This is a genomic window from Flavimarina sp. Hel_I_48 (genome assembly GCF_000733945.1).
In the GTDB taxonomy this organism is placed as follows: Bacteria; Bacteroidota; Bacteroidia; order Flavobacteriales; family Flavobacteriaceae; genus Leeuwenhoekiella.
Genome location: NZ_JPOL01000002.1, coordinates 3,263,100 through 3,277,848 on the forward strand (window position 1 = coordinate 3,263,100; position 14,749 = coordinate 3,277,848).

10 protein-coding genes are annotated in these 14,749 nt (G+C 41.5%); 1 reads left to right on the plus strand and 9 read right to left on the minus strand.

Annotated elements, in window-relative coordinates; all coding sequences use genetic code 11:
• Window positions 1-23: 23 nt before the first annotated feature.
• The 9 genes from P162_RS14135 to P162_RS17735 form a co-directional block, all read right to left on the minus strand.
• Window positions 24-815: a hypothetical protein gene (locus tag P162_RS14135; RefSeq protein ID WP_316931610.1), complete on the minus strand. Its 792-nt coding sequence runs from the start codon at window positions 813-815 to the stop codon at window positions 24-26.
• A 19-nt stretch (window positions 816-834) separates the two neighbouring features.
• Window positions 835-3,267 (minus strand): outer membrane beta-barrel family protein, encoded by a 2,433-nt coding sequence (locus tag P162_RS14140; RefSeq protein WP_031428288.1) that lies wholly within the window; start codon window positions 3,265-3,267, stop codon window positions 835-837.
• A 71-nt stretch (window positions 3,268-3,338) separates the two neighbouring features.
• A complete protein-coding gene (locus tag P162_RS14145; protein WP_241077782.1) occupies window positions 3,339-4,571 on the minus strand; it encodes a sensor histidine kinase in 1,233 nt (410 codons plus the stop codon).
• A gap of 25 nt (window positions 4,572-4,596) precedes the next feature.
• Entirely contained in the window at window positions 4,597-5,271 is a 675-nt protein-coding gene (locus tag P162_RS14150; RefSeq protein ID WP_031428290.1) for a response regulator transcription factor, read from the minus strand.
• A 59-nt stretch (window positions 5,272-5,330) separates the two neighbouring features.
• A complete protein-coding gene (locus tag P162_RS14155; RefSeq protein ID WP_031428291.1) occupies window positions 5,331-5,987 on the minus strand; it encodes a VTT domain-containing protein in 657 nt (218 codons plus the stop codon).
• 6 nt (window positions 5,988-5,993) lie between these two features.
• Window positions 5,994-8,990 (minus strand): efflux RND transporter permease subunit, encoded by a 2,997-nt coding sequence (locus tag P162_RS14160; RefSeq protein ID WP_031428293.1) that lies wholly within the window; start codon window positions 8,988-8,990, stop codon window positions 5,994-5,996.
• Complete coding sequence (locus tag P162_RS14165; protein ID WP_031428295.1) at window positions 8,987-9,916, minus strand: efflux RND transporter periplasmic adaptor subunit; 930 nt, start codon at window positions 9,914-9,916, stop codon at window positions 8,987-8,989. Before P162_RS14165 ends, P162_RS14160 begins: the two co-directional genes overlap by 4 nt.
• A 1-nt stretch (window position 9,917) precedes the next feature.
• The gene (locus P162_RS14170; RefSeq protein ID WP_031428297.1) at window positions 9,918-11,192 is read right to left on the minus strand and encodes a TolC family protein; all 1,275 of its coding nucleotides are present in this window, start codon (window positions 11,190-11,192) and stop codon (window positions 9,918-9,920) included.
• A 1,155-nt stretch (window positions 11,193-12,347) separates the two neighbouring features.
• Window positions 12,348-12,509: a hypothetical protein gene (locus tag P162_RS17735; protein WP_164076265.1), complete on the minus strand. Its 162-nt coding sequence runs from the start codon at window positions 12,507-12,509 to the stop codon at window positions 12,348-12,350.
• 705 nt (window positions 12,510-13,214) lie between these two features.
• On the opposite strand from P162_RS17735, the gene P162_RS14175 reads away from it, so the two are divergent.
• Window positions 13,215-14,414 (plus strand): fumarylacetoacetate hydrolase family protein, encoded by a 1,200-nt coding sequence (locus P162_RS14175; protein ID WP_051907918.1) that lies wholly within the window; start codon window positions 13,215-13,217, stop codon window positions 14,412-14,414.
• Window positions 14,415-14,749: the final 335 nt, after the last annotated feature.

The following is a 14,749-nucleotide window of genomic DNA, read 5'->3' on the forward strand; positions in this document are numbered from 1 at the left end:
CTAAAGCTGATTTCAAGAGAATCTTAAGTAATTCCATCTGTATCCTTTTTAGTCATTGAGCGATGGGAGAGATAGATCAATATCCCAATGAGCACTATGGAGACCAAAGTAGCGGGGAGTGTTCCCAGTTCAAGGCCACCCTTTGCGATGGGCTTGGTCAGAAAATCACCGAAGGTTGCCCCAAAGGGCCTGGTGAACACAAAGGCCACCCAGAATAGCAGGATCCGGTTCAACCCTGTAAAGTAATGCAGCAGAAGAACAACCGCTATGACACTTGCGGTCACCAAGGCACCCACAAGATAGCTTAGCCCGGCCACATCGCTCAAATAATCGCCGAATGCGGTTCCCAGACTATTGGAAAAAAGGATCGCGACCCAGTAAAAGATTTCTTTATTGCGGTCGATGATGGGATATACTTTCAGGTTTTTATACTTGCTGTACCAAAAGTATAGAGTAAGCAGCAGCAGCGCGAACAAAATGATGCTTCCCAGCGTGTAGCCCAGCCCGAGGCTTCGGTCCATAAAATCAGATATTTCGGTCCCAAGTGTAGTGGTGGCGATGATCACGAGCCAGTATTTTAGGGGTACAAAGGTCTTTGAGGCAAGCTGAACCAGCAATACGATTATAAAAAACGTGAGGGTAATGCCTATTCCCGTAAGGTATCCCAGGTTGAGCGTCATGCTCAGAAAATCACCAAAGGTCTCGCCCAGTGTGGTTGCAATGATCTTCATGACCCAGAACAACAGGGTAATCTCGGCAACCTTATTAAGTGCTTTCATAATGATATCCTCAAAAACCAGTAAATTTGATTGCAATTTCCTTTTAGGGTTTTGTTTAAAATTTATACGTAAACCCAGCCCTAAAAACCTGTGTCTCATAATAATTATTGTAACGTGCGGTGAACCCCTCTCCATTGAGCCTTTGGCGAAGCCCAAAACGGTTCAGGATATCGGTTCCTGATAGGAAAACCTCCCCTTTTTGCCCAAAAACAGACTTTTTCAGGCCAAAATCCACCGAAGAACGCGCAAGCTCCTCACCTTGTGGAATATTACGTTTTGAGAACCAGATTCCGGTAAGCTGCGCCTCTAGATCCCAGGGCAGTTGAAGGGTATTGCTGATCTTAAAATCCCCTGCAGTGGCGGTGGATTTATTAATGAAAAACGTCCTCTCGTACGGAAATAGCAATGTGCCCTCAAAAGCGTCTATGCCATTGCTGTAAATATTGGCGCTTGAAGTCAATTGCCAATATTCTGCAATATCCTGACTAAATAAAATCTCGATCCCCGTATTGGAACTTTTGCCAGTATTCTGGTAAATACGATTTACGATATCATATTGCGGATTGCTGTCGTCAATACTGAAAATACGCTGGAATGCGCCATCTATATATCTGGTATAAAATGCCGAAAACAGCGAGCCCGATGACCAGGAATAGCGATGGGCCACCTCTATGGAATTTGTAAACTGCGGCCTTAGATAGGGATTGCCAACTTTTAGCAACTCAGGATCGTCATATTTGGGAAAAATACGTAGTTCGGGTTCGCCAGGCCTGTCCACACGCCGGTTATAAAATAGGGAAATCCTATTTTTTGTATTCAATTTATACGTAAACCGCATACTGGGATAAAGCTCAAAATAATCATAACTATCGTTGCTATCGTAATATATGTTTTGTGGATCCAGGGTGTAAGAAACAGAGACCTCTTCTGCTCGTAAACCGGCCTCTATATCATAACCCTCCCGTTCCAGCACATAATTAGCATAAGCTGCGTAAAGGTTTTCTGTCCATTTTGAAAAATCGCCCAGATTGGGATAAATAATGGACTGATTGCCCCTGTTGATAGTATAATCTACGGGTAGGCTTCTAAAACGGCCCTTTAGGCCCGCTTCGATCCTGCCATCACTCAGGGCCTGTTCATAATCTGCCGAAAGGCTTGTGGTATGCTCGATCGCACGGATGTTTGTCATATCCTTACCGATGCGTATTGCGGAACTGTCGTTCAGAAAATAGCTTTCATCTTCTAATCCGCGGGTATATTGTGCGTTTGCCGAGAATGAATGCCCAGGTTCTTCAAAATTATGTTTATAAGCGGTGGCCAGGTTGATAAAGCTGGTCACTTCCTCTTCCTGCCACGTGTATAGGCGGTTGCGCGTAGCGGTATTCAGATCTATAAATGCTACCTGTGACGTGTCAATATGTTTTTCGCGGTCGAACATTGCAGATACAGTAAGTGCATCATTATCAGAAATTGCATAATCGATCCCACCCGTTATGATCGACCTGAACTGTCTTCTGTTTTCAGGAACCTGTGAGAGGATATTGCGCCCGTCATCATAAAAACGGGTTGTGAATTCATTGTTGGGCAGGGCTTCCTGAAAAATGAATTCGGTAAGAAGAAAATAGTTGAGTTTTTCGGTCCTGTAATTCAGGTTGAAACTTGGGATAAGTTTTGGGTTCACCGAATAACTGCCAAAATCCGTTGGTGTATCTTTCCTTCGCTTTGAGAGCGTCCCGAGTCCAAAGGAAAGTCCAACTTCCCCATTAAGACCCTCTTCCTTGTTTTTTTTATAAATAATGTTCACGATTCCGGCAAAACCATTAGCATCATATTTTGCCGAGGGATTGTTGATGATTTCAATACGCTCAATATTTGCCGCGGGGATGTTTGAAAGTCCCTTTTGGTTGCCAAATCCTGTTAGACTGGACTGTTTGCCATTGATGAGCACGACCACTTTATCACTTCCACGCAAAACAATTTTACCCTCCTGATCAAAGGCAACGCCCGGCATTGTTCGCATCGCGTCAAGTACCGAACCACCGGCCTGTGCAAGGTTCTGATCAAGGCTGAAGGATTTTTTATCCAGATCTGCATCTACCGTGGCACGTCTTGCGGTAATCGCCACCTCTCCCAGATTCTGGGCAGATTCTGAAAGTTCTATAGTACCAAGATCAAAAATCGGGTTGATGCCCGTGGAGGCAATAGAACGCTGAACGGTCTCAAAACCGATATACGATATGTCAACCGAGTAATTGCCAGTGGGAAGATCTGTAAGGTTGAAGCGCCCGGAATCGTCAGTTATCGTTCCAGTAATAAGTGATAAAGTTTCTGCACTCTTAACGGAAACCGTCACAAATGGAAGGATCTGCCCTGTGGTGCCCTCGACCACCTTTCCTGTTAGGGAAATAGTATTCTGTGCCATAGCCCCTCCAATGGAGATAATGCCTATAAACAGTACTATAAAATCCTTGATTAAAAGATGGTGCATAAATTAAGTTTTTACCAAAAGTAAGCTTGCTTTCTTAAGAGAACTTAAAGTTAATGGGCGTATCGATTGTTTTATCCCAAAAAACTTACATAGAATATATGATTGCCATCCACAAAGCTATAGCTGGGAACGAAACCGTAATAATCACAGATTTTTTTGACGATGGATAGTCCCAGGCCGGTGGAGTCCACTTGGTTGCTTTCCCTATAAAAACGTTCAAATATACGTTCGGGATGATGCAGCGGCCCATCTCCATGATTCATTATGCGAAGGCTTTCCCCGGTCAGGTGAACCTCTACTGGCCGGCCGGCCATATTGTGCCTGATCGCATTTGATAAAAGATTATTGAAAAGGACCGAGGCAAGGTAAGGATCTATTTTCACAAGAACGTTTGCCTCGATATTTTGATCGATCTGTACGGCGGTAAGTTCCCGGAGGTTCTCTATCCCTTCCATCAGGATCCGGTCAAGGCCTATCATTTTCTCGGCCGTAAACTGATCGTTATCAATCTTTACCAGAAGGCTCAGTCTTTTGTTCAACTGCTTGAGGCGCTGTATGTCGTCCTGTAGGGAGGAAAGTTCACCATATTGTCTTTCGGAAATATCCTGGTCATTGATCAGCGTGTCGATCTTGGCCTGCATGATAGCCAGAGGAGTCTGAATCTCGTGGGACACATCCTCGGTAAACTGCTTGAGGTTGCCATAATCCGCACTCACCTTTTGGGTAAGGCTCTTCATTTCCCGGTTCAGTTCGTCAAATTCCAATATGTTAGACTCGATAAAGTTCAGGCCTGTGCCCGATTGTAGGGAAAAGCCCTTAAGTTTTTCAAGGTTGATGAAAAAAGGTTTCCATAATTTTTCGTTACGTGACCTATTGAGGTAGAACAGGAACACAAAGGCGAGGAATATAATGGCGAGAAAGGTAAAGACGATGGCAAAAAGTATGTTTTCGGATTCTATTACCATGGCACGCACGGCTACGCGGTAGTGCTGACCATGGATCATCTTTGTTCCCGAAAGCTGCCGAAAAAGTTCGATTTCATCTTGCAATGGGTCATAAATAAGGGTGTCCACAAGTTGTTCTTCCTGTGGGTTGTTTACCTTTTCTACCGTCATGATGGGCGGAATGCCTTTCAGTTCCGGATCATCAGTGAGCAAGCGCTCAATACGGTCCTTATCAGAAAAGAGCTCTTCCTCTATCTCATCTTTCAATAAAAAACTAGTGTAGATATAGAGCGCAACCGCCGATACGATCATAATGACTGCGCTGGAGAACAGAAAAGTGGTTGAAGCCTTTCTGAGCAACGGTGTTTTATTTTGTTTTATATTTTTAATCTTCCATAAATTTATAACCGGTACCATAGGCTGTTTGTAGATATTTAGCCCCTACCTTTGTTAGTTTTTTCCTGAGGTTGTTGACATGCACATAGACAAAGTCAAAATTGTCCAACATATCGCTGTCATCTCCCCACAGATGCTCGGCAATGATGCTCTTGGATAGTACACGGTTCTGATTTGTTATAAAAAAAAGCAACAGGTCATATTCCCGCTTCGTAAGGCCTATAGGACATTCATTTACATAAGCTGTGCGTGATGCGGTCTCAAGCCTGATCTCCCTAAAAGTTACGGAGTTGCTACCACCAAACTTTCCGCGCCTCAAAATTGCTTTGACCCGTGAGTTCAGCTCAGCCAGATGAAAGGGCTTTGTCAGGTAATCATCCGCACCAAGATCCAGTCCCTTTAACTTATCGTCAAGAGCACTGTTGGCGGAAATAATGATTACCCCGCAATCTTTATCTTGCTTTTTAAGCTTTTTTAGCAGGTCCAGTCCACTGCCGCTCACCAGGTTGATATCCAGAATCACTATATCATATTCATAGATGTCAAGTTTTTCGGAGGCTTGACGGTAGTCAGAGGCCACCTCACACAGGTGATTGTCCCGTTGGAGATATTTAACGATGGCCTGTTGTAATTCTATTTCGTCTTCCGCAATTAAAAATTTCATATATAAAGATAATAAATCCAAATTAGCTGCTAGTTCTTTGCAAATCTTAAAGCTATTCTTTACTTCGATTTACTTCGAATAATATCAATGGCCATGGGTATTAAGGACAATACTACAATACCTAGGATCACGTATTCAAAATTATTTTTTATAAAGGGAAGATTTCCAAAAAAATAGCCGGTCAAGACTAAAAAAAATACCCACGCAACACCTCCAATAATATTAAACTGAATAAACTTACCATAGTGCATAGCTCCAATACCGGCTACAAATGGTGCGAATGTCCTAACAATGGGTACAAAGCGAGCAATGATTATGGCCTTCGAACCTTGCTTTTCAAAAAAATACCGGGTCTTGTCAATGCTTTTCTGATTAACGATTTGTTTTCCTGCGACTTTCCATTTCAATATTTTCAGACCAATAGTCTTTCCGAGGTAATAGTTAAGGCTATCACCCAGAACCGCTGCTAATATAAGTATAAGTACAACGATCCATAAGCTGAGCCCTGCGGTTTCCCCAGAACTGTTTTGCACCCCAGCGCAGAATGTTCCAGCGGCAAACAGTAGTGAATCCCCCGGAAGGAAGGGCATTACCACCAGGCCGGTCTCGATGAATATGAAGGAAAAAAGGATAGCATATACCCAAGGCCCATAATCCACGATCATGGCAAAAAGATGAGTGTCCAGATGAAGGAAAAAATCAAGTATTGTGTTCATTTTCTTTTATTGCTTTACGAATTTTAAAATTGTAGGCAGAACAACCAGAAGCAGGGGCAGGGCAAAGGACATTCCCCCGATCACCGCAATGGCAAGGGGCTGATGCAACTGCGCACCGGCACCAATCCCCAAAGCGAGGGGAGCAAGGGCCATAATCGCGGCAAATGCGGTCATAAGTTTAGGGCGAAGTCGAGCGGCTATTGCATATTCAATCTTTTCCTTATGGGAAAGTGATTCATCGACCTCCTGATATTGATGGTAGGTAAAAATGGCATTTTCACCAATGATTCCCACGATCATAATGATTCCTGTGTAACTGCCCACATTGAGCGGTGTACCCGTCACTAAAAGGGCCAACATGGAACCGGCCACCCCCATAATCGCAACAAGTACGATTACCCCGGCAACCTTAAGTTTTTTAAACAGAAACAGGATCACCACAAAGACTAATAGCACAGCTGATATGAGTATTTGCAAAAGTTCCCTGAAGGCCTGTTGCTGCTCTTGATAGGAGCCACCATATTCCATATGAAAATTCGCCGGTAGGCTAACGTTACTAGCCAACCTGGATTTTATATCTGCGAGTGTAGAGCCAAGGTCACGGTTGTTGAGACGGGCGGTAATATAGCCCACGGTCTTCTCATTTTCACGGTTCACTTCTGCCACGCCCTTTTTGATCACCACATCGGCGAGTTGCAAAATTGGCACACTGGGGCCTTTGGGCAACAGTATCCTGGTGTTTTTTAGTTCGTTCACAGAGGTGCCATAGGTTTGCGGATAGCGCATCCTGATATTGATCACCCTTATGTTATCGATCATTGTTCCCACCACCGTGCCCATGACCTGGGTCTGTAGCTGTACCTGGAGATCAGCCGGGGTAAGCCCAAACTGTGCCAGTACCGCTTCCTTGGGCCTAAGTTCGATTTCTGGGCCCGCGATAACGATACCGTCAAATACGTCTGTGGTTCCCTTGACCTGTTCCACTTCCGAAGCTATATGTTTGGAAAGCTGCTCCAATTTAGCCCTATCATCACCAAATAGTTTGATCTGAATGGGCTGAACGGAGCTCATAAGGTCACCGAGCATATCACCGATCACCTGACCAAAATCCACGGTAAGCTGGGGCAGTTTTGCCTCTATCTTAGTACGGATCTCATCTGAGACCTCAGTAGTAGTCTTTGATCGTGATTCCTTCAGTTTGATAAGGTAATCTCCCCGATTAGGCTCGGTTATAAAGAAACCCATCTGTGCGCCAGCCCTTGCCGAAAATGCATCTACCTCTGGCTGATTGTCTAGTATGTCATTAACGATATTGAGCATCCTTCCCGTCTCCTCAAGGCTTGTTCCCGGCGGACTGTTGAAATCCAGTACAATGCTACCCTCATCCATTTCAGGCAGGAAACCAGATGGCAGTTTTGGGGGGACAATTATGATGATGGCCACACAGAGTATTGCAAAAATGATCCCGATAATCGGTTTCTCCAGAACGTGGTGAATCCATTTTGTTCTTGGCACATGTTGGTGGCCAATTGATTTTTTCCCTGAAAACATTATTGCGAGGACAGGGACCATAAACCAGGTCACAAAAAAGGAACAGGTCAGGGCAATGATCATGGTAAATGCCATGACTTTAAAGTATGCCCCGGCAACCCCGGTCATCATTACAAAGGGGATGAAGATTACCACCGTGCTCAGGAACGACCCTATCATTGCAGGGAGCAGATGGGAGATGGCCTCCCCTGCGCTCCACGCGATCGGCTTATCAGGATACTCCTCCTTTATTTTATGGATCTGCTCAATGATGATCACCACATCATCGATCATCAGCCCTATGGCTGCGGCAATGGCCCCCAACGTCATGATATTGAACGTATAGCCTACTGCATTGATGAGTATCAGTGTAAGGGAAAGGGTCACTGGTATGGTAAAAAGGACTACAAGGCTTGATGCAAAAGAACGAAGAAAAATTACCACAACAAAGAGGGCAAGTGCGAGGCCTATCCACAGTACATCCTTGATACTCTTGATACTTGTATTTACAAAGTTCGCCTGCTTGTAATAGGGTACCAGTTTTACTGTTTTTGGTAGTATTTTGGCCAGTTCTTCAACCTTTTTCTCAATACTGTCATTAACCGCGATAAGGTTGGCGCTGGGCTGTTTGACAATGGCTATGAGCGGCACGTTGTTGCCGTTGGCGAAGATTTTTGTATACTGCTTGGCCTCGGCCACCGTAACATTGGCAATATCCTTGAGCTGAACCAGCCGTGTGGCGGAATTCTTGATGACCAGATTCTCTAAGTCTTTGAGCCCTTTGACCGAATTATCGGTGAGGGTAAGGTACATCCGGTTGTAATCGATAAGGTAACCATCTGATTGAATGATATTTGAATTTGTAACCGCATTTTGAACAGTAGTGGGGCTTATTCCCAGGTTTTTTAGGATTTCCGGTTTCAGTATGATCTGGTATTCTTTGTCCTTTCCGCCAATGATAGCAACGTCCGACACTCCTGGGGTGGCACTTAAATAGGGTCGCACTTGATATTTGGCAATTACCTTCAGATCGACCTGAGACAAGTCACCTTCCAGCGAATAGCCCATAACCGGAAGTATGGAAGGGTTCATTTTTTCGACCGAAAAATTGGTGTTGGGCAAAATGTCCCCTTTGGCTTGGCCAATAAAAGATTCTATCTGTGAACGAGCAACATCAATATCCATATCCCAGTTAAGGAATACCGAAATTTCCGTACTTCCCCTAGAAGTGGTGCTCCTTATGTAGCTGAGCCCCTGCGTTCTCCTTAACGCATTTTCCAGGGGGATGGTCACGGCCGCCATCATCTTATCCACCGGTTGTTGTCCAGAATCAGCTATCACCTTGATCTTTGGAAAGGTGATATTGGGGAAAAGTCCGGTCTTTAGGTTTTGGTAGGTGAAAAATCCACCGGCAAGCAGCAGTATTCCTAAGGCAAGCAGGGGGAACTTATAACTGTTGAGCCTGTTTTTCATTGTCGCATGATTTTGACCTTGGTGGAATCCTGCATCTGGTAGCTGCCCTCGGTTACCACGCGATCACCAAGTTTCACGTTTGAAGACTTGATCTGTACCACGGAATCATTTTGCAGCAATGGGATAACCTCTTGCTTTGTTGCCAGGGAATCATCAACGATCTTCATCACCCAGAAATCGGTCATCAGCTCATTAGTCTGCAATGCCTGTTGCGGAACGGCAAGTGCAGTACTGTCCTGCTTTACTATGGTTCTTACATTAACGTTGAGGCCTTCGGGCAGGTTGGCATTGGGCATTGCGATAAGGAAGGTCTGTGTCTGGTCAACGGAATCGATCACGGGCAACATTCCGGTAACCCTTGCATCAACGGATGCACCTTCTGGTAAAATTACCTGACACCTCGTTCCCAGCGCCATACCTTTTTTTTGATCAAAGGGAACGTTCACTTTGACCACCAGTGTTTCGGGCTGGGTTATTACCGCCAGTATATCGCCTTCGGCAACATAATCGCCCTTTACCACATTGAGCTGTGTAAGGGTGCCGGATGCATTGGAAGTTATGCGCAATGGCTTTGTGAATTGTGCCAGGGAACTATCAATACTCACGGCATCCGCAAGTGCGGCCTGCTCCTTGGTGTGTAGCGTGGCAAAGGTAGCTCCCCGGCGGATACCGGCCCCGCGGCCATAGGGCAGATAGGTCACATAGCCGGTGACCTGGCTGCGCAGGTTCTCTTTTTTTTGGTACTGGGTGACCCCGTTGTACTCACGGTACTCTTTTATATTGGTGACTTCCACAGTTGCTGCCCTTACATCTATGGCTGCCTTTACCGAAAGGGGCGGGGTACCGTTACCGTCATTACAGGAGACCATGAAAAGGAGCATAATACTCAGAAGAGGGATAAACCCCATCGAATTTAAAAGCCTCATATCACCAGTTTATATATTCATATTGATTTTGTAGGAGCCAGAGGTTTACCTGCATCTGTATGCGTGTACTCTCCGCCGACCTGTAATTCTGCACCACGTTCAGGTAATCGATCACCGAGACCTGCCCCCGTACCAGTTTATCCCTGTAGAGTTTGCGAACGACATCCTGATTTTTCAACTGCTGTTTCATAAGTTTCAGATTCTGTTCCTGGAAAGCGATCTGATCGGTTAGGCTCTGCAAATTATTTTTCTTGACCGTCCGGTTATTTTCAAGGGTGTTTTGTATGTTCTCTTGTTTTATAAGGCTCATTTGGGAATTTATACGCCTCTGGTGCCCGTCAAATAAGGGAAGTGTAAATTGCAATCCTGCACTCGCCCCGACCTTATGGTAAATATTTGGGATCTGCACCGCATTGAGACCGGCATCGGCAAAAGCGGAGACCTGGGGTCTGTACTTGTTGTTAAACACTTCCCTGTCAGCCTCAATCTGAAGGCTATCATTAGTAAAGCGTGCCTGGTAAAAAAAATGTTCAGAACTGGGTTCAATTACCAGTTTTGGTTCAGAAAGATTTATACCCATCTCAATTGGGGCCGAACTCAGGGCGTAGAGCTGTCTTTCGGTTTCCCTCAGACTATTGCGAAACTGTCCAATGATTATCCTAGTTTGGTCAATGGTTACCTGTAAAAGCAGGTAGTCGCTCTGCAATAAAATACCATTCTTGACCAAGATCCCGATCACCTTGAGTCTTATCTGCAGATCGTCAACAAGTTGCTGATTGAGCTTTTCCTGTAACTGATATCCATAGGCGGTAACGTAGAGGGCAATCAAATTATTCTTCAGGTTGTGATATACCTCTTTGTAGTTCAGTGCCAGTGCCCCATTGCGCACCATTTGTTGAAACAACAGGTTATTTGTGATGGATCTGTTAAAAAGTTGTTGGGTTACCCGAACCTGCGCTGCGTAAAGACCGCCATTGGTAATGCCTACATCATAGCCATAGGCATACTCGGAAGGATTGGTAGTAATATCAACAACCTTTCTACTATCAAAATAGGGGGCTACCAGGACATCTGCAAGGGCATCCATTTGTGGTAGCCTGTTCTGGGCAATGATCATCTGCTTCCGGAGTTCCCCTATATTTTCGAGATTTACCGTATTTAAAAGTGAATCATTGTTCTGTTTTGCCTGGCTTAAAAAATAACTTAGGCTGATTTCTTGCGCATGGGAGAATTGCGCAATACAGAAAAACAAAATAGGTATCAGCACTTTTTTCACGAGCGAAATTGATATTTATAAAATTTGGACTTATAAAAATTTTATTTTTCAAAAGTAGCACCTAATTCTAAAGAAGGTTTAAAGGGCATTAATGATCTGCGTTCTGCCGTGCCAGGTCATAAAATATACAAATCCACTAAATATTTTAAGATCTTTCAACATCTCTATAAAGTAGGTAGGTTTCGTAATGATTTGATGCCATTACAGACATTTTAAAAAATCGATAAAATTTATCTTTATGACCCTTAAAATCAAATTTTAATGAGGACTTAACTTCTCGATTAGGCGAAACTCTTTTATATTATAAAAATTAAAGTACGTGTGATAAGAATATTGGCTAGATGAAATCTAGTTGCTACTAATTCAATAGAAGAAATGATAATTCAGTACAAAAGGTTTTGACAATTGAATTTCTAAATGATGTTTATTTTGAAATTTTAAAATAAGATGGCAAATATAGAAATGGATGAATAAAAAAATATTTGCGACGGGGACCATTAGCCGAAATGAAAAATTCAAAATTGAACTCTATGTTTGTTAATTTTTTAAAAATTAAGGAAGAAATTCACAGATTATTCCAAAGACAATTATTTTAGTGATTTAAACAATGAATAATTTGTATATATAGTATGTAAATTATGATAGGTAAAGGGTAGTATGTTTTTTCATATATCCGTAATTACTTTTATGCGATTGATTTTTTTAATACGAAATATATGGCTCACTGTAATCTTAAAATTAAGCGCTGAGCTATATCTTAAAAATATACAAAAATATGTGTAGATTAATGAGCTCGGGCTATAGTCTTTAAAATGCTACATTATAAAATATAAAACCACGCAATTCTTACAAATTGAGTGGTTTTATATTTTAAGGGTCTGGCTATATTTAAAATTCATATAGATAAATCCCAATTAAAAATAATCAAAGCAAAGATTCCCTAAAATTTTGATGTATAGGATAATCTACAATAATATCCTATGACAAGTAATTTAGACCTATAAAGTAATGCTCTAATTTTTCACAGAATTACCGAGAGATACTCAAAACGTTAGTGCTAAAATTACACTGTAAACAATTGTAAATGATTTAAATACGAACATATATTTTAGCTTTTACTTAACAATAAAGAGTGTTTTATCGTTTATTTGTGTACTAAATCTGCGGCTTTTTTTGAATGTCATCTATTGAATTGTCCTCAGAATCTTGTTGTAAATCGAGTTCGGCTTTGATCATTGCCATTTCACGATTCTCTTTAATGATCAATGCCACTAGGATCAGAGCGATTATAATCCAAACAATGTTGCTAATAGTCATAATTAATGTATTTGGGGTTAGATATAAAGTTAACTAAAACTTGGAAACTGATTTTATATTATAGAGCGCTCTTGTAAATGATTATCTCATATTAAAATCAATAGGGGTAAAATCGCCATAAATGACATTTTCTTTATGAAGATCCTTCACGACAATAGAATATGCTCATCACGAAACATATCGATTAAAGGAAAGGTGAAGAAAATAGTATCATAAAAAATGATGTGCAATATGCCACATGTGAAGATGAAAAAAAAAACACTGAATGCTTAAAATAAAAGTGTTCCAAATTTTATATAAAACAAACCATAGTGTTTAAAAATCCCAAAAAATAAATATTAATAAACCGTGTTTCTTTAAAATCATATCTGATAGACTAATTAGCAATTTGTAAAAATATTGATAAGATTTTTATTAAATTTATTCAAATTTAATCAATGAGTCTATAAATATTTTAATTTTCATAAATGTGCGTTTTGTACCATAGCGACGACATATTAAAATTGTTAGGTGTCCTTATGTTAGTAGTATAGCCCCCAGGTATAAAACTTCAAACTAATTGCCATAGTATAAATAACCCCATTAAATTTTTATCCTACAGAGATGATTAAAATGGTGTAGTAAGGAGTTTTTTTATTTAGCGAAGGTCTGAATGAATGAAAAATAGGATTATAGCACAGTTATTATTCAACCAACAGAAATACAATGATATTAGAAACGATTATTCCTATAATGGGAAGTGAAGGTACTTGGATAGGTAGATGTCACGTTCCAAAAAACGCCGCTTTTAAAAATATTGCAGGTCCGCATACGGTGTGGGTTCATAAGGGCGAAGTATATGATCTCTCCTTTTATTTTAAATCTACCAGCGAACTTATCAATACGCCATCTTATAAAAATTTTTTAAATACCGAAGATCGCAAGATTAATAAACTCTGTAACCTGGAGGAAGTCCTTGAGAATTCATTGTATGATAAACGGGATATGGATAAACCCTTTTTATTGGCTCCAAACGATACACAGGCTATCAAAGCTTGTGGTGTGACCTTTATAAAAAGCCTACTGGAACGTGTTATAGAAGAAAAAGCAAAGGGTGAACCAAAACTAGCCATGCAGTTGAGGAATGAGATTACCTCAACTATAGGAGCTAGTCTAAATCATGTAAAACCAGGCTCTCCTAACGCTGTTCAATTAAAGGAAGAATTACAGAAAAGGGGAATCTGGTCACAATATCTGGAAGTAGGTATAGGGCCAGATGCTGAAGTATTTACCAAGAGCCAGCCCTTTTCTTCCGTTGGTTATGGGGCAGAAATAGGAATTCATAAAGATTCCTACTGGAACAATCCAGAACCAGAAATTGTACTTACCGTTTCCAATAAGGGAGAAATAATGGGTGCTACACTAGGTAATGATGTAAATCTCAGGGATTTTGAAGGTCGAAGCGCCTTGCTTTTAGGGGAGGCGAAAGATCAAAACGGATCTTGTGCCATAGGGCCACTCTATAGAATGTTTGATGATACATTTACGCTTGAGGATGTCAAAGAATCTAAAGTTTCCCTGAGAATAGAGGGGGAAGATGGATTTTCTCTTGAGGATACAAGTGATATGGGTCAGATTAGTAGATCCCCTGAAGAATTGGTCGCCCAGGTCATAAGTGAACATCATCAATATCCTGATGGCTTTGTTCTTTTTTGCGGAACGATGTTCGCTCCTACTTTAGATCGGGGAGAAAAGGGATTAGGCTTTACGCATAAACTTCAAGATAAAGTTACCATAGCCTCTCCTAAATTAGGTAAATTAACCAATTGGGTAAATTATGCAGATAAAATTCCAAAATGGGAATTTGGGATCAATGCATTTGTTAATTACACGCTAGAAAGGTCAAAAGCTGAAATTATCGGGTAATTGACAGAACACTATAAGAAACATTTGCTTACTATACGATAAGAATATATTTTAGGATTAGCGATATTATATGGCTTTCTTCTACCACACTTAAATTATGGCTAATATTTTGAGGTTTTAGAGCGTTTTTCGATCATTTTTGGAGCTTTTTTATCTATTAATATTTGTTTTTTCGCTCTACATTCAAATAGTTGGAATAGCAATATACATTGTGCAAACAGGTTAAATATTTTGGATTAGGATTTAGCGCATTCATTAGATCTGAATAAAAGCTAAAGAATAATTTTCCAATCGCATTATCCATTCCTATACAGATTATTGTAGATTATCAAATA

Coding starts and splice junctions, on each gene's coding strand:
- P162_RS14155 (WP_031428291.1), bottom strand. CDS start 5,987: ATGAACACAATACTTGATTTTTTCCTTCATCTGGACACTCATCTTTTT.
- P162_RS14140 (WP_031428288.1), bottom strand. CDS start 3,267: ATGCACCATCTTTTAATCAAGGATTTTATAGTACTGTTTATAGGCATT.
- P162_RS14165 (WP_031428295.1), bottom strand. CDS start 9,916: ATGAGGCTTTTAAATTCGATGGGGTTTATCCCTCTTCTGAGTATTATG.
- P162_RS14175 (WP_051907918.1), top strand. CDS start 13,215: ATGATATTAGAAACGATTATTCCTATAATGGGAAGTGAAGGTACTTGG.
- P162_RS14160 (WP_031428293.1), bottom strand. CDS start 8,990: ATGAAAAACAGGCTCAACAGTTATAAGTTCCCCCTGCTTGCCTTAGGA.
- P162_RS17735 (WP_164076265.1), bottom strand. CDS start 12,509: ATGACTATTAGCAACATTGTTTGGATTATAATCGCTCTGATCCTAGTG.
- P162_RS14150 (WP_031428290.1), bottom strand. CDS start 5,271: ATGAAATTTTTAATTGCGGAAGACGAAATAGAATTACAACAGGCCATC.